The organism is Shewanella sp. A32 (assembly GCF_029167175.1).
Taxonomy (GTDB): domain Bacteria; phylum Pseudomonadota; class Gammaproteobacteria; order Enterobacterales; family Shewanellaceae; genus Shewanella; species Shewanella yunxiaonensis.
In genome coordinates this window covers 1-16,819 of sequence record NZ_JARFTS010000034.1, presented here as the reverse complement: position 1 = coordinate 16,819, position 16,819 = coordinate 1, and the positions used below count along the sequence as shown (strand labels likewise).

Below are 16,819 nucleotides of genomic sequence, written 5' to 3'. Positions count from 1 at the left end.
CAATCAGGTGCACAATAGAAAAGGCCAGCTACGGGAGCTGGCCTAAAAACTGTCAACCTATCTTAGGACGGGACATTGTCGTCTATGGATTTTGCGAGATCAAGCACCCTGCGTCCTTGATCGGATAAGGGATTAAGCATACAATCTATGGCCGATTTTTTGAGCCTGAAAAAGGCGGCGCTCCAATTATTGGGGATGTAACAGGGCTTACTGAATGCTGATAGGCCCTTATGCTCGGGTCGCAATGAGTAACGGAATTAACCGATGACAACAAATACCGAAAACCAGGGCAATTCTCTGGATATTCTTAAGTGGGTGATCACTATTGTGCTGCTGGCAGTTGCCATTGTCGGCAACCATCACTACAGCGATGCTAGCGTAGTGGCACGAGCCCTTGGCGTAATCGTGCTGTTTGCCATTGCAGGCTTTGTTGCACTGCAGACAGTAAAAGGTAAACAGGCATTGGCGTTCGCTAAAGAATCTCAGATCGAAGTCCGTAAAGTGGTGTGGCCTACCCGGCAAGAAGCACTGAATACAACCTTTATTGTATTGATTGCGACTGGTGTGTTGGCCATCATCCTGTGGGGTCTCGACGCAGCCCTGCTGAAAATTGTCAACCTTATTACTGGCGTATAGGCTTTCTCATGACAGAAGCGAATGAAGCTAAAAAAAGGTGGTATGTCGTTCAGGCTTTTTCTGGTTATGAAGGCCGTGTTTGTAAGTCTCTGATCGAACATATCAAAATGCATGGTATGGAAAAGTACTTCGGTGAAGTACTGGTGCCTACCGAAGAAGTAGTGGAAATGCGTGGCGGTCAGCGCCGCAAGAGTGAGCGCAAGTTTTTCCCTGGATATGTGCTGGTTCAAATGGAAATGAATGATGAATCATGGCATTTGGTGAAAAGCATTCCACGTGTAATGGGCTTTATTGGCGGTACCTCTGACCGTCCAGCTCCAATTTCCGACAAAGAAGCCGATGCCATTTTGCGTCGTCTGCAGGAAACCACAGATTCTCCGACTCATCGCGTTATGTACGAACCTGGTGAAGTGGTTCGAGTGACCGATGGGCCGTTTGCCGACTTCAACGGGACGGTTGAAGAAGTGGATTATGACAAGAGTCGTGTAAAAGTGTCTGTCATGATCTTCGGCCGTTCTACCCCGGTAGAACTAGACTTTAATCAGGTTGAGAAAAGCTGATTAAATTAACAACAAAATCCGTTTGGCAACGGGTGTGGATTTCTATATAATCCGCACCCGTTGTTTTCGGGGAGCCTTGTGCATGTTGCACGGGCGTTTGAACCCAAACTGAGGAAAATCAGATGGCTAAGAAAATTGAAGCTTATATTAAGCTGCAAGTAAAATCAGGCTCTGCCAACCCTTCACCACCAGTAGGTCCAGCTCTGGGTCAGAAAGGTGTGAACATCATGGAATTCTGTAAAGCGTTTAACGCCCGTACAGAAAAAATGGAAAAGGGCATGCCTATCCCTGTAGTGATCACTGTGTACAGCGATCGCTCATTCACTTTCGAAACTAAGACTCCTCCAGCTTCATATCTGCTGAAGCAGGCTGCTGGCCTGAAGTCAGGTTCAAGCCGTCCTAATACTCAGAAAGTGGGTACTATCAAGCGTGCTAAAGTTCAGGAAATCGCTGAACTGAAAGCTGTTGACATGACTGGTGCTGACGTTGAAGCGATGACTCGCTCAATCGAAGGTACTGCTCGTTCCATGGGTTTGGTAGTAGAGGACTAATACAATGGCAAAGTTGACTAAGCGCATGCGCGTTATCCGCGAAAAAGTGGAAGCTACTAAAGCATACGATATCAATGAAGCACTGGTTCTGTTGAAAGAACTGGCTACTGCTAAATTCGTTGAAAGTGTGGACGTTGCCGTTAACCTGGGTGTTGACCCTCGTAAATCAGATCAGAACGTACGTGGCGCTATCGTGCTGCCTCACGGTACTGGTCGCGACGTTCGCGTTGCAGTATTTACTCAAGGTGCTAACGCTGAAGCTGCTAAAGCTGCAGGTGCTGAACTGGTTGGTATGGACGAACTGGCTGCCCAGGTAAAAGCTGGCGAAATGAACTTTGACGTAGTCATCGCTTCTCCTGATGCGATGCGCGTTGTCGGTCAGTTAGGTCAGATCCTCGGCCCACGTGGTTTGATGCCTAACCCTAAGACTGGCACTGTGACTCCTAACGTTGCTGAAGCGGTTAAGAACGCTAAAGCCGGTCAGGTTCGTTATCGTACTGATAAAAACGGTATTATCCATACCACTATCGGTAAAGCTGACTTCGAACCAGTGAAACTGAAAGAAAACCTTGAAGCACTGATGATCGCACTGAAGAAGGCTAAGCCTGCTGCTGCGAAAGGTCAGTACATCAAGAAAGTCACCGTATCCACTACTATGGGTGCCGGTGTTGCTGTTGACCAGAGCACTCTGGATACAACTGCTGCTTAATTTTACAAAATGCGTGCATTAGCCTATAATGCGCGCACTTTGTGGGTTGGAGCCCGATATTCGGGCTTCCGTCCAAGACCGCAGGTGTCTCTTAGTTAAGATACTTAATTTCCTGCGTAGACGGTGTCAGGCCCCAGATAGATTTGTTCTGCTGGATTATCTGCACCGTAAGTAACTGAATGGATTTCTGTTCAGTAAGGTAAACGCTAGGGGAAACCCTAGGTAGAATCCAGGAGTAAAGCCTAATGGCATTAAGACTCGAAGACAAACAAGCGATTGTTGCTGAAGTCAACGAAGCTGCCAAAGGTGCACTGTCTGCAGTTGTCGCGGATTCCCGCGGCGTGACTGTAGGCGCTATGACCACACTGCGTAAAGCCGCTCGTGCTAATGGTGTTTATGTACGCGTAGTACGTAACACTCTGGCTCGTCGCGCTGTTGAAGGCACTGCATTTGAGTGTCTTGGCGAAGTGTTCTCTGGCCCAACTTTGATTGCTTTCTCTAACGAGCACCCAGGTGCTGCCGCACGTCTGTTAAAAGATTTTGCGAAAGAGCAGGCTAATTTCGAAGTTAAAGGTGCAGCTTTTGAAGGGGAATTCATCCCTGCAGCTGACATTGATCGTTTGGCAAAACTGCCGACATACGAAGAAGCACTGGCACGGTTGATGATGACTATGAAAGAAGCCGCCGCTGGCAAGTTTGTTCGTACACTGGCTGCACTGCGCGATCAAAAACAAGAAGCGGCCTAATTACCGGCTCGCTGCTTAAACGAATTGAATTCAGTACAATAGGAAATATTTCTTATGTCTATCACTAAAGACCAAATCCTTGAAGCCTTTGCAGCAATGTCTGTAATGGAAGTTGTTGAACTTGTTGAAGCAATGGAAGAGAAGTTCGGCGTATCTGCCGCTGCTGCCGTTGTTGCTGGTGGTGCTGGTGAAGCTGCTGCTGCCGTTGAAGAAAAAACCGAGTTCGACGTAGTTATGACTTCTCACGGCGAAAACAAAGTAGCTGTAATTAAAGCCGTACGTGGCGCAACTGGTCTGGGTCTGAAAGAAGCCAAAGCAATGGCTGAATCTGCCCCAGTAGCAGTTAAAGAAGCTGTCTCTAAAGAAGAAGCTGAAGCTCTGAAGAAAGAACTCGAAGAAGCTGGCGCTACTGTAGAGATCAAGTAAGTTAGATACTGACTTACTCCCATCTGACCAAAAGTCGGGTGTAGGCTGGCGGTTTTTTGACCGTCGGCCTTTTTTGCGCTGTAGGCGCCGATGATTTTTTCACCGTGAAATCATTCGTATATTGCAGTTCCTAGCAGTGATTATTGGTTAGGTTCTTGCCAACAATCGGTGATGGGCAAACGTGCTGGATTAACCGCAGGGTTGGTTCAGTCTTGGTCACATCTCGCAAGCAGAGGAAACCCATGGTTTACTCCTATTCTGAAAAGAAGCGTATTCGCAAAAACTTCGGTAAGCGTCCTCAGGTACTGGACATTCCTTACCTGTTGGCGATTCAGTTAGATTCATTCAAGAAGTTCACCGATCAAGATCCCACCGGTGAGCGTGGCTTAGAAGCCGCTTTCCGCAGCGTTTTCCCGATTAAGAGCTTTTCTGGCAATTCCGAATTGCAGTATGTCAGCTACAAGCTGGGCGAGCCTGTATTCGATGTCAAAGAGTGCCAGATTCGTGGCGTAACTTTCTCCGCACCGCTGCGCGTAAAACTGCGCCTGGTGTTGTTTGATCGTGAAGCCGCCGCCGGCACTGTTAAAGATATTAAAGAACAAGAAGTTTACATGGGTGATATCCCATTGATGACTGAGAACGGTACTTTCGTTATTAACGGTACCGAGCGTGTGATTGTTTCTCAGTTGCATCGTTCCCCAGGTGTATTCTTCGACCATGACCGTGGTAAAACCCACTCCTCCGGTAAAGTGTTGTATAACGCTCGTATCATTCCTTACCGTGGTTCATGGCTGGATTTTGAATTCGATCCAAAAGATGCGCTGTTTGTGCGTATTGACCGTCGTCGTAAGTTGCCTGCGACAATCCTGCTGCGCGCACTGGATATGTCTACCCAGGAAGTCCTGGATACCTTCTTCGACCGCGTAGATTTCAGTATCAAACAAGATTCGCTGGTGATGAAGCTAGTTCCTGAACGTCTGCGCGGTGAAACTGCCAGTTACGATATCAAGGATTCAGCGGGCAATCTGTTGGTGGAAAAAGGCCGTCGTATCACTGCCCGTCACATCAAGCAGTTGGAAAAGTCCAATACCACTGAGCTGGAAGTGCCGGTGGATTACATCGTTGGTAAGTTAGCCGCTCAGGACTATATCGATCCTGATACCGGTGAAGTATTGCTGACTGCAAACGATGAACTGACGCTGGAAGTGCTGGCTAACCTGTCACAAGCAGGCATCAAAGATATCAGCACTCTCTATGTCAACGAGTTGGATCACGGTGCTTACATGTCTGATACGCTGCGTATCGACTCTACCACCAACCGTATGGAAGCATTGGTCGAGATCTACCGTATGATGCGTCCTGGTGAACCACCAACCAAAGATGCGGCTGAAGCCTTGTTCCAGAACCTGTTCTTCGCAGAAGAACGCTACGACCTGTCTAAAGTGGGCCGTATGAAGTTCAACCGTCGTCTCGATATCGATGAGAACGAAGGTACCGGCATTCTGAGCAAATCAGACATCGTTGCTGTTATGAAGAAAATCATCGAGATCCGTAACGGTTTTGATGAAGTGGACGATATTGACCACTTGGGCAACCGTCGTATCCGTTCTGTGGGCGAAATGGCAGAAAACCAGTTCCGCGTTGGTTTAGTACGTGTTGAACGTGCTGTGCGTGAACGTCTGTCACTGGGCGACCTGAACGAACTGATGCCACAGGATCTGATCAATGCTAAGCCGATCTCTGCGGCAGTGAAAGAGTTCTTTGGCTCTTCACAGTTGTCACAGTTTATGGACCAGAACAACCCGCTGTCAGAAGTAACGCACAAGCGTCGTATTTCTGCACTTGGCCCCGGTGGTTTGACGCGTGAACGCGCAGGCTTCGAAGTGCGTGACGTTCACCCAACTCACTACGGTCGTCTGTGTCCAATTGAGACCCCTGAAGGTCCAAACATTGGTCTGATCAACTCATTGTCTACTTTCGCGCGTACTAACGCCTATGGCTTCTTGGAAACGCCATACCGTAAAGTCGTTGATGGCGTAGTAACTGATGAAGTTGAATACTTGTCCGCCATTGAAGAAGGTCGTTATGTGGTTGCTCAGGCAAACATCGACCTCGACGAAAATGGCCGCATTCTGGATGAGCAGGTTGCTTGCCGTCATAAAGGTGAATCTACCTTTATGCGCGTTTCCGACATCCAGTATATGGACGTATCACCACAGCAGATCATCTCGGTAGCGGCTTCTTTGATTCCATTCTTGGAACACGATGACGCGAACCGTGCCTTGATGGGTGCGAACATGCAACGTCAAGCGGTTCCAACACTGCTATCTGAAAAACCATTGGTAGGGACTGGTATTGAACGTACCCTGGCGATGGATTCCGGTGTGTGTGTCGCTGCTAAACGTGGTGGTGTCATTGATTACGTTGATGCCAGCCGTATCGTGGTTAAAGTAAATGAAGAAGAGCTGCGCCCAGGCGAAGCGGGTATCGACATTTACAACCTGACTAAATATACCCGTTCTAACCAGAACACCTGTATTAACCAGCGTCCTTGTTGCCATGTTGGTGAGCCAGTGACTCGTGGTGACGTACTGGCTGACGGCCCATCTACTGATATGGGCGAGTTGGCGCTGGGTCAGAATATGCGTATCGCATTCATGACCTGGAATGGTTACAACTATGAAGACTCCATCCTGATCTCTGAGCGTGTTGCGCAGCAAGATCGCTTCACCACCATTCACATTCAGGAACTGTCCTGTATCGCTCGTGATACCAAACTGGGTAGCGAAGAGATTACAGCTGACATCCCGAACGTAGGTGAATCCGCACTCTCCAAACTGGATGAGTCCGGTATCGTCTATATCGGTGCTGAAGTGAAGGGCGGTGACATCCTGGTCGGTAAAGTGACACCAAAAGGTGAAACTCAGCTGACACCAGAAGAAAAACTGCTGCGGGCGATTTTCGGTGAAAAAGCCTCTGACGTGAAGGACAGCTCACTGCGTGTTCCTAACTCAGTGAAAGGTACCGTTATCGACGTTCAGGTCTTCACTCGTGATGGTGTCGAAAAAGACAAACGTGCTATCGAAATTGAAGAGATGCACATTGCTCAGGCACGTAAGGACTTGACTGAAGAGTTCAAGATTCTGGAAGAAGGTGTGTTTGATCGTGCTCGTAACCTGCTGCTGAACAGCGGTGTCAGTGAAGCCAAACTGGCAGATATGCCACGTAAGGATTATCTGGTTCAGGTTATCGACGATGAAGCCAAACAGACTGAGCTGGAACAGCTGGCTGAGCAGCACGAAGAGCTGAAAGCAGACTTCGACAAGAAATTTGAAGCTAAACGCCGCAAAATCACCCAGGGTGATGACTTGGCTCCAGGCGTACTGAAGATCGTTAAAGTGTACTTGGCGGTTAAACGTACCATTCAACCTGGTGACAAGATGGCGGGGCGTCACGGTAACAAGGGTGTGGTCTCCAAGATCTGTCCTATCGAAGATATGCCATATGATGAACACGGCGTACCGATGGACATCGTGTTGAACCCACTCGGCGTACCTTCACGTATGAACATCGGTCAGGTATTGGAAGTGCACTTGGGTGCAGCAGCCAAAGGTATCGGTAATCGCATCAACACCATGCTGGAAGAACAGCGTGAAGTGGCAGAACTGCGTGAATACATCAAGAAGGTTTATGCCTTAGGTGATGGTGTGAAGCAGAAGGTTGATATCGACTCCTTTACTGATGACGAAGTGATGCGTCTGGCCAGCCACCTGAAACTGGGTCTGCCAACAGCAACACCTGCGTTTGACGGTGCCGAAGAGAAAGAGATCAAAGATATGCTGGAACTGGCTGGTCTGCCAACTTCCGGTCAGATGACTCTTTACGATGGTCTTACTGGTAATGCCTTCGAACGTCCTGTGACCGTCGGTTACATGTACATGCTGAAACTGAACCACTTGGTAGACGACAAGATGCACGCCCGTTCTACCGGTTCTTACAGCCTAGTGACTCAGCAGCCACTGGGTGGTAAGGCACAGTTCGGTGGTCAGCGTTTCGGTGAGATGGAAGTGTGGGCTCTGGAAGCGTATGGCGCTGCATATACGCTGCAGGAAATGCTCACTGTGAAATCCGATGACGTTAACGGTCGTACTCAGATGTACAAGAACATCGTTGACGGCAATCACCAGATGCAACCCGGTATGCCTGAATCCTTCAACGTATTGCTGAAGGAAATCCGTTCACTCGGTATCAATATCGAACTGGACCAAGAGTAAGGCGCAGCACGACTGTGTTTGGCTAGAAATTGGTGCCTCGCTGCATTGCGGGGCACCCGGTTTAACTCCTTCAGGAGAGAAACGTGAAAGACTTATTAAAGTTTCTGAAACAGCAAAGTAAGACCGAAGAGTTTGAAGGCATCAAGATTGGCCTCGCATCGCCTGACTTGATCCGTTCCTGGTCGTATGGCGAAGTCAAGAAGCCGGAAACCATCAACTACCGTACCTTCAAGCCTGAGCGTGAAGGTCTGTTTTGTGCGCGTATCTTTGGCCCGGTGAAAGATTACGAATGTTTGTGCGGTAAGTACAAACGCCTGAAGCATCGCGGTGTTATCTGTGAAAAATGTGGTGTTGAAGTTACTCAGACCAAAGTACGTCGTGAACGTATGGGTCACATTGAGCTGGCTTCACCGGTGGCGCATATCTGGTTCCTCAAGTCCCTGCCAAGCCGTATCGGCCTGATGCTGGACATGACCCTGCGCGATATCGAACGTGTGCTGTACTTCGAATCATTCGTAGTGATCGAGCCTGGCATGACCAGCCTTGAACGCGGTCAGATGCTGACCGAAGAAAACTACCTGGATGCGCTGGAAGAATACGGCGACGAATTCGAAGCCAAAATGGGCGCCGAAGCCGTGCTGGAACTGTTGCGTGCCATCGATCTTGAAAAAGAAATCGGTGAAATGCGCGAAGAACTGCCTTCAATCAATTCAGAAACCCGTCGCAAGAAAGTGACCAAGCGTCTGAAGTTGATGGAAGCATTCTACAATTCAGGTAACAAGCCTGAGTGGATGATCCTAAAAGTATTGCCTGTGTTACCACCGGATCTGCGTCCGTTGGTGCCATTGGACGGTGGTCGTTTCGCGACTTCAGATCTGAACGATCTGTATCGCCGAGTGATCAACCGTAACAACCGTCTGAAACGTCTGCTGGATCTGGCTGCACCAGATATCATCGTACGTAACGAAAAACGTATGTTGCAGGAATCTGTGGATGCGCTGCTGGATAACGGTCGTCGTGGCCGTGCAATTACCGGCTCTAACAAGCGTCCGCTGAAATCTCTGGCCGACATGATCAAAGGTAAACAGGGTCGTTTCCGTCAGAACCTGCTGGGTAAACGTGTGGATTACTCTGGCCGTTCAGTAATTACTGTTGGTCCTACTCTGCGTCTGCATCAGTGTGGTCTGCCGAAGAAAATGGCGTTGGAACTGTTCAAGCCGTTTATCTATGGCAAGTTGGAAGCCCGCGGCCTGGCGACTACCATCAAAGCTGCGAAGAAGATGGTAGAACGTGAAGTACCGGAAGTCTGGGACGTTCTGGACGAAGTTATTCGTGAACATCCAGTGATGCTGAACCGTGCGCCAACACTGCACCGTCTGGGTATTCAGGCGTTTGAACCAGTGCTGATTGAAGGTAAAGCGATTCGTCTGCACCCATTGGTATGTACTGCGTTCAACGCGGACTTCGACGGTGACCAGATGGCGGTACACGTACCGTTGACACTGGAAGCGCAGCTCGAAGCCCGTGCACTGATGATGTCTACCAACAACATCCTGTCACCTGCTAACGGTGAACCTATTATCGTGCCTTCGCAGGACGTGGTATTGGGTTTGTACTACATGAGCCGCGAACGCGTAAACGGTAAAGGCGAAGGTATGGCATTTGCCGACGTCGCTGAAGCTGAAAAAGCTTACCGTACCGGTGTTGCTGAATTGCATGCGCGTGTAAAAGTGCGTATCACCGAAACTCAGATTGAGGCCAATGGCGAGAAGAAACAGGTCCGTCGGATTGTGGACACTACTGTTGGTCGTGCGTTGTTATCGCAGATTTTGCCCGCTGGTTTGCCATTTGAAGTCGTTAACCAGAACATGGGTAAGAAGCAGATCGCCAAGTTGCTGAACATCTGCTATCGCCGTCTGGGTCTGAAAGACACAGTTATTTTTGCCGACCAGCTGATGTATACCGGTTATCGCTATGCGACTATTTCTGGTTCATCTGTCGGTATCAATGACATGCAGATCCCAGCAGAGAAAGCTAAGCTGGTTGCTGACGCTGAAGCCGAAGTACTGGAAATCCAAGAGCAGTTCCAGTCAGGTTTGGTAACCGCTGGTGAACGCTATAACAAAGTGATCGACATCTGGGCCAGCTGTAACGAAAAAGTGTCCAAGGCGATGATGAAGAACCTGTCTACTGAAACCGTTATTAACCGTAACGGTGAAGAGGAAGAACAGGCATCCTTCAACAGCATCTATATGATGGCCGACTCTGGTGCGCGTGGTAGTGCCGCTCAGATCCGTCAGTTGGCGGGTATGCGTGGTCTGATGGCTAAGCCTGATGGCTCCATCATTGAAACCCCAATCGTGGCGAACTTCCGTGAAGGTCTGAACGTACTGCAGTACTTCATCTCTACTCACGGTGCGCGTAAAGGTCTGGCGGATACTGCACTGAAAACCGCAAACTCCGGTTACCTGACTCGTCGTTTGGTTGACGTTGCTCAAGACCTGGTGGTTATTGAAGAAGACTGTGGTACCCACGAAGGTCTGATCATGAAACCACTGATTGAAGGTGGTGACGTGGTTGAGCCACTGCGTGAACGTGTGCTGGGTCGTGTGGTCGCTGAAGACGTTTATTACCCAGGTACCGAAGAAGTGCTGGCACCACGTAATACACTGTTGGACGAAGCTTGGTGTAAGAAGCTGGAAGACGCCAGTGTTGACGAAGTGAAAGTTCGTTCTGTTATCACTTGTGATACCGATTTCGGTGTATGTGCTCACTGTTACGGTCGTGATTTGGCTCGTGGTCATATCATCAACCAAGGTGAAGCTATCGGCGTAGTCGCGGCGCAGTCTATCGGTGAACCAGGTACACAGCTGACAATGCGTACATTCCACATCGGTGGTGCCGCATCCAGAGCTTCTGCAGAAAACAACGTTCAGACCAAAAATGCTGGTACGTTGAAACTGCACAATGCTAAGCATGTTGTGAATACCGAAGGTAAACTGGTTATCGTATCGCGTTCTTCTGAGCTGGCTATCGTTGACGATTTAGGCCGTGAGAAGGAACGCTATAAAGTGCCTTACGGTACTATCCTGGAAAAACAGGAAGGCGCAGCCATCGAACCTGGTCAGATCATCGCGAACTGGGATCCACATACCCACCCAATCATCACTGAAGTGGAAGGTAATGTGCAGTTCGTTGACATGATTGACGGTGTCACCATTCAACGTCAAACCGACGAACTGACTGGTTTGTCGTCTATCGTGGTTATGGATGTAGCACAGCGCCCATCAGCCGGTAAGGACATGCGTCCTGCGGTACGCCTGGTGGATGACAAAGGTCACGACCTGACTATTCCGGGTACTGAAGTGCCAGCACAGTACTTCCTGCCTGGTCATGCGATCGTAAGCTTGGATGACAACACTAAGATCAACGTGGGTGACGCGCTGGCGCGTATTCCACAAGAATCTTCTAAGACCCGTGATATCACCGGTGGTTTGCCACGTGTTGCAGACCTGTTCGAAGCCCGTAAGCCAAAAGAACCCGCAATTCTGGCAGAAATCACCGGTACTATCTCCTTCGGTAAAGAAACCAAAGGTAAGCGTCGTCTGGTGATCACCCCTGCCGATGGTGGTGATGCTTACGAAGAGATGATCCCTAAGTGGCGTAACCTGAACGTGTTCGAAGGTGAAAAAGTCGAACGTGGTGAAGTGATCGCTGACGGTCCAGAATCAGCACACGACATTCTGCGTCTGCGTGGTATTCACAACGTGGCCAGTTACATCGTCAATGAAGTGCAGGACGTATACCGTCTGCAGGGTGTGAAGATCAACGATAAGCATATCGAGGTCATCATCCGTCAGATGCTGCGTAAGGGTATTATCACTGACGCTGGTGATTCTGATCTGCTGGTGGGTGAACAGGCAGAAGTTTCTCGCGTTAAGATCACTAACCGTGAACTGGAAGCTCAAGGTAAACGTCCAGCGAAATTCGAACGTGAATTGTTGGGTATTACCAAGGCGTCACTGGCGACAGAATCCTTCATTTCTGCCGCATCGTTCCAGGAAACCACTCGCGTACTGACAGAAGCTGCCGTTGGTGGCAAGTCAGATAACCTGCGTGGTCTGAAGGAAAACGTGATTGTGGGTCGTTTGATCCCAGCCGGTACTGGTTATGCTTACCATAAAAACCGAGTTCATAATAAAGGTGAGGTTGCTCAGGAAGCGCCTGGTATTACTGCCAGCGAAGCCGAACAGAACCTGGCCGATTTGCTGAACTTGGCCGGTAGTCAGGAATAATCGAAAAACCGAGACAAAAAGGCGCCCTCGGGCGCCTTTTTTGATGAAAAGTCGTACATGATTGGCTATTTCTTGACAGTCAGCCTCGACCTTTCTAAAATTCCGCGTCCCACTTTTGTGGGATATAGATTTTTCACACCCAAACGTTGAGTAAATCAACTAAATTGGAGCTATACATGGCAACTGTAAACCAGTTGGTACGTAAGCCTCGCGCTCCCAAAGTCGAAAAGACAGCGGTACCAGCGTTGAATGCGTGCCCACAAAAGCGTGGTGTTTGTACCCGTGTGTACACCACTACCCCTAAAAAACCAAACTCTGCACTGCGTAAAGTAGCGCGTGTGCGTCTGACCAACGGTTTTGAAGTAACTTCATATATCGGCGGTGAAGGCCACAACCTGCAGGAACACAGTGTAATTTTGATCCGTGGTGGTCGTGTTAAGGACCTGCCTGGTGTTCGTTACCACACTGTACGTGGCGCTCTGGACTGTGCTGGTATCAGCGCTCGTCGTCAGAGTCGTTCTAAGTACGGAGCCAAGCGTCCTAAGTCTTAATGGTGTTCCGTTAAGTAAGGCCAAGCTTTTTTAATCATTTTATGGTTTTGGAAAAACCTGAAGTATACGGAGACATATCATGCCTAGACGTCGCGTAGTCGGTCAGCGCAAAATTCTGCCTGATCCAAAATTTAATAGTGAGTTGCTGGCGAAGTTCATCAACGTCATTATGCAAGACGGCAAAAAATCAACTGCCGAAAAGATTATCTACAAAGCATTAGATGTTATCGCTGAGAAAAAAGGCGAAGATCATCTGGTTCTTTTGGAAGCAGCCCTGGATAACGTCCGCCCAGCCGTCGAAGTTAAATCTCGTCGTGTCGGTGGTTCTACTTACCAGGTACCATGTGAAGTTCGTCCAGTGCGTCGTAACGCTCTGGCGATGCGCTGGTTAGTTGAAGCTGCACGTAAGCGTGGTGAAAAATCTATGGCTCTGCGTCTGGCTGGCGAAATGCTGGATGCATCCGAAAATAAAGGTGCTGCCGTTAAGAAGCGCGAAGACGTGCATCGTATGGCAGAAGCCAACAAAGCCTTTGCTCATTACCGTTGGTAATATCTTGCGCGGAATTTTTTTCCGCGCATTCTCTGGCAACACCGGGACTTCGGTTCCGGTAGAGAGGGTATAAATCGTGGCTCGTACAACTCCTATTGAGCGTTATCGCAACATCGGTATTTGTGCTCACGTTGATGCAGGCAAAACAACGACAACTGAACGTATTCTGTTCTACACCGGTTTGTCACATAAAATCGGCGAAGTACATGATGGCGCAGCAACTACTGACTGGATGGTCCAGGAGCAGGAGCGCGGCATCACTATTACTTCCGCTGCGGTGACGACATTCTGGCGTGGGATGGATGCCCAGTTCGAACAGCATCGCATCAATATCATTGATACCCCAGGTCACGTTGATTTTACCATTGAAGTAGAGCGTTCGTTGCGCGTACTGGACGGTGCGGTCGTAGTATTTTGTGGGGCTTCTGGTGTGGAGCCTCAGTCTGAAACCGTATGGCGTCAGGCAGATAAATATCACGTCCCTCGTCTGGTATTTGTCAACAAGATGGACCGTGCGGGTGCGGACTTTGATCGGGTGGTCAAACAGATCCGTAATCGGCTCGGCGCTACCTGTGTTCCCATTCAACTGAATATCGGTGCTGAAGAAAACTTTACCGGTGTGATTGACCTGATCAAGATGAAGGCAATCAACTGGAATGACGCTGATCAGGGGATGACCTTCACTCATGAAGATATCCCAGAGCATCTGCTCGCCAAAGCCACTGAGATGCGTGAGTATCTGGTGGAAAGTGCAGCAGAAGCCTCCGATGAGTTGATGGATAAATATCTCGAAGAGGGTGACCTCTCCGAAGAAGAGATCAAGCAAGCGCTGCGTCAGCGCACAATCAATAATGAGATTGTGCTGGCGACCTGTGGTAGTGCCTTTAAAAACAAAGGCGTACAAGCAGTTCTTGATGCTGTTATCGAATATTTACCTGCACCAAATGATGTACCTCCCATCAAAGGTCATGATGAATATGACAACGAAGTGGAACGTGTTTCTGATGACAAAGCACCATTTGCAGCTTTGGCATTTAAAATCGCCACTGACCCATTTGTGGGAACGTTGACATTTATTCGTGTGTACTCTGGGGTACTGGAATCGGGCGCTGCGGTATATAACAGCGTTAAAGAAAAGCGTGAGCGCATTGGCCGTATCGTACAGATGCACGCCAATGACCGTAACGAGATCAAAGAGGTTCGTGCCGGAGATATCGCGGCGGCTATCGGCCTGAAAGAAGTAACGACTGGAGACACTCTGTGCGACCCTGATCATAAAGTGATTTTGGAACGCATGGATTTCCCGGATCCGGTAATTACCATCGCTGTCGAACCCCGTTCGAAAGCTGACCAGGAAAAGATGGGCATCGCCTTACAGAAACTGGCGATGGAAGATCCATCCTTCCGGGTTGAAACTGATGAAGAGTCGGGTCAGACTCTGATCTCAGGGATGGGTGAATTGCACCTGGACATTATTATTGACCGTATGCGCCGTGAGTTCAGCGTTGAATGTAACGTTGGTAAACCTCAGGTGGCTTATCGTGAAACTATCCGCGGTAGCGTGGAAGCAGAAGGTAAGTTCGTACGTCAATCCGGTGGCCGAGGACAGTTTGGTCATGTCTGGTTGAAACTGGAGCCTCTCGAAGAAGGCGCTGGTTATCAGTTTGTCAACGCAGTCGTTGGTGGTGTTATTCCTAAGGAATATATCCCAGCCGTTGACAAAGGTATCCAAGAACAGATGAAGAATGGTGTCCTCGCCGGATTCCCTGTTTTGGATGTGAAAGTCACGCTGTTCGATGGTTCGTACCATGAAGTGGACTCGAACGAAATGGCGTTCAAGGTTGCAGGTTCTATGGGCTTCAAAAAGGGCGCGCTGTTGGCAACCCCTGTGTTGCTCGAGCCTTGCATGAAGGTTGAAGTCACTACACCTGAAGATTACATGGGTGATGTTGTCGGCGATCTTAACCGTCGTCGTGGTCTCATCGAAGGGATGGATGATGGCGTTGCCGGAATTAAAATTATCCGTGCTGTAGTGCCTCTGGCTGAAATGTTTGGTTATGCAACAGATTTGCGTTCTGCCACACAAGGTCGCGCTTCATACTCCATGGAGTTCCTGAAGTATGCAGAAGCGCCGCAAAACGTTGCTAAGGCAGTTATCGAAGCTCGTACCTGATTTAGGAACGGCATAACTGTTATTTTGATTGTTTGCGTCAGGCGTTGCCTGACACATTTGAAACAAAGGAATATATCGTGTCTAAAGCTAAATTTGAACGTAGTAAACCCCACGTAAACGTGGGTACCATTGGCCACGTTGACCATGGTAAAACCACTCTGACTGCAGCTATCACAACTGTATTGGCCAAGACCTACGGCGGTGAAGCAAAAGATTTCGCAGCAATTGATAACGCACCAGAAGAGCGTGAACGTGGTATTACCATCAACACCTCACACGTAGAGTACGACACTCCAACTCGTCACTACGCACACGTAGACTGCCCAGGGCACGCTGACTATGTTAAAAACATGATCACTGGTGCTGCGCAGATGGACGGCGCGATCCTGGTAGTAGCTGCGACTGATGGCCCAATGCCACAGACTCGTGAGCACATCCTGCTGTCACGTCAGGTAGGCGTACCTTACATCATCGTATTCATGAACAAATGTGACATGGTAGATGATGAAGAGCTGCTGGAACTGGTAGAGATGGAAGTTCGTGAACTGCTGTCTGAATACGACTTCCCAGGTGATGACCTGCCAGTGATCCAGGGTTCAGCCCTGAAAGCACTGGAAGGCGAACCAGAATGGGAAGCGAAGATCATTGAACTGGCAGAAGCCCTGGATACTTACATCCCAGAACCCGTACGTGATATCGACCACCCATTCCTGCTGCCAATCGAAGACGTATTCTCAATCTCCGGTCGTGGTACAGTAGTAACAGGTCGTGTAGAACGCGGTATCATCCGTGTAGGTGACGAAGTAGAAATCGTGGGTATCCACGACACTACTAAGACTACCTGTACTGGTGTAGAAATGTTCCGTAAACTGCTGGACGAAGGTCGTGCCGGTGAAAACGTGGGTGTACTGCTGCGTGGTACTAAACGTGATGAAGTAGAACGTGGTCAGGTACTGGCTAAACCAGGCACTATCACTCCACACACCAAGTTCGAATCAGAAGTCTACGTACTGAGCAAAGAAGAAGGTGGTCGTCATACACCATTCTTCAAAGGCTATCGTCCACAGTTCTACTTCCGTACAACTGACGTAACCGGTACTATCGAACTGCCAGAAGGCGTAGAGATGGTAATGCCAGGCGACAACATCAAGATGGTAGTGACTTTGATCTGCCCAATCGCGATGGACGAAGGTCTGCGTTTTGCGATCCGTGAAGGTGGCCGCACAGTAGGCGCCGGCGTGGTAGCGAAGATCATCGCCTAATCAGGTCGAGTGTCTCGTCCTAATATAGGTTGACAGTTTTTAGGCCAGCTCCCGTAGCTGGCCTTTTCTATTGTGCACCTGATTGG

General features: G+C 49.2%; 12 protein-coding genes. All 12 read left to right on the top strand.

Translation table 11 applies throughout. The features are described from left to right. Positions 1 to 264: 264 nt before the first annotated feature. The 12 genes from secE to tuf all read left to right on the top strand — a co-directional run bounded on the left by secE (position 265) and on the right by tuf (position 16,733). Positions 265 to 636: a preprotein translocase subunit SecE gene (secE, locus tag PY479_RS16780; protein ID WP_212595093.1), complete on the top strand. Its 372-nt coding sequence runs from the start codon at positions 265 to 267 to the stop codon at positions 634 to 636. 8 nt (positions 637 to 644) lie between these two features. After that, positions 645 to 1,196 (top strand): transcription termination/antitermination protein NusG, encoded by a 552-nt coding sequence (nusG, locus tag PY479_RS16775; protein ID WP_133040224.1) that lies wholly within the window; start codon positions 645 to 647, stop codon positions 1,194 to 1,196. A 122-nt stretch (positions 1,197 to 1,318) separates the two neighbouring features. Beyond that, positions 1,319 to 1,747 carry a 50S ribosomal protein L11 gene (rplK, locus tag PY479_RS16770; RefSeq protein ID WP_212595094.1) on the top strand — a complete coding sequence of 143 codons (429 nt, stop codon included), beginning with the start codon at positions 1,319 to 1,321 and terminating at the stop codon, positions 1,745 to 1,747. Between the two features lie 4 nt (positions 1,748 to 1,751). Continuing rightward, entirely contained in the window at positions 1,752 to 2,456 is a 705-nt protein-coding gene (gene rplA, locus PY479_RS16765) for a 50S ribosomal protein L1 (RefSeq protein WP_212595095.1), read from the top strand. Between the two features lie 245 nt (positions 2,457 to 2,701). Continuing rightward, entirely contained in the window at positions 2,702 to 3,202 is a 501-nt protein-coding gene (gene rplJ, locus PY479_RS16760; RefSeq protein WP_212595096.1) for a 50S ribosomal protein L10, read from the top strand. Between the two features lie 54 nt (positions 3,203 to 3,256). Beyond that, on the top strand, positions 3,257 to 3,628 hold the full coding sequence (gene rplL, locus PY479_RS16755) for a 50S ribosomal protein L7/L12 (protein WP_212595097.1): 372 nt from the start codon (positions 3,257 to 3,259) through the stop codon (positions 3,626 to 3,628). Positions 3,629 to 3,870: 242 nt separating this feature from the next. Next, complete coding sequence (gene rpoB, locus PY479_RS16750) at positions 3,871 to 7,902, top strand: DNA-directed RNA polymerase subunit beta (protein ID WP_212595098.1); 4,032 nt, start codon at positions 3,871 to 3,873, stop codon at positions 7,900 to 7,902. An 83-nt stretch (positions 7,903 to 7,985) separates the two neighbouring features. Further along, entirely contained in the window at positions 7,986 to 12,197 is a 4,212-nt protein-coding gene (gene rpoC, locus PY479_RS16745; RefSeq protein ID WP_212595099.1) for a DNA-directed RNA polymerase subunit beta', read from the top strand. A 176-nt stretch (positions 12,198 to 12,373) separates the two neighbouring features. Next, positions 12,374 to 12,748 (top strand): 30S ribosomal protein S12, encoded by a 375-nt coding sequence (gene rpsL, locus PY479_RS16740; protein WP_212595100.1) that lies wholly within the window; start codon positions 12,374 to 12,376, stop codon positions 12,746 to 12,748. Positions 12,749 to 12,827: 79 nt separating this feature from the next. Next, positions 12,828 to 13,298: a 30S ribosomal protein S7 gene (rpsG, locus tag PY479_RS16735; RefSeq protein WP_212595101.1), complete on the top strand. Its 471-nt coding sequence runs from the start codon at positions 12,828 to 12,830 to the stop codon at positions 13,296 to 13,298. 76 nt (positions 13,299 to 13,374) lie between these two features. Continuing rightward, positions 13,375 to 15,471, top strand: coding sequence for an elongation factor G (gene fusA / locus PY479_RS16730; protein ID WP_212595102.1), 2,097 nt, complete (start codon positions 13,375 to 13,377; stop codon positions 15,469 to 15,471). 77 nt (positions 15,472 to 15,548) lie between these two features. Continuing rightward, positions 15,549 to 16,733, top strand: coding sequence for an elongation factor Tu (gene tuf / locus PY479_RS16725; protein WP_133040222.1), 1,185 nt, complete (start codon positions 15,549 to 15,551; stop codon positions 16,731 to 16,733). The last annotated feature ends 86 nt before the right edge of the window (positions 16,734 to 16,819 follow it).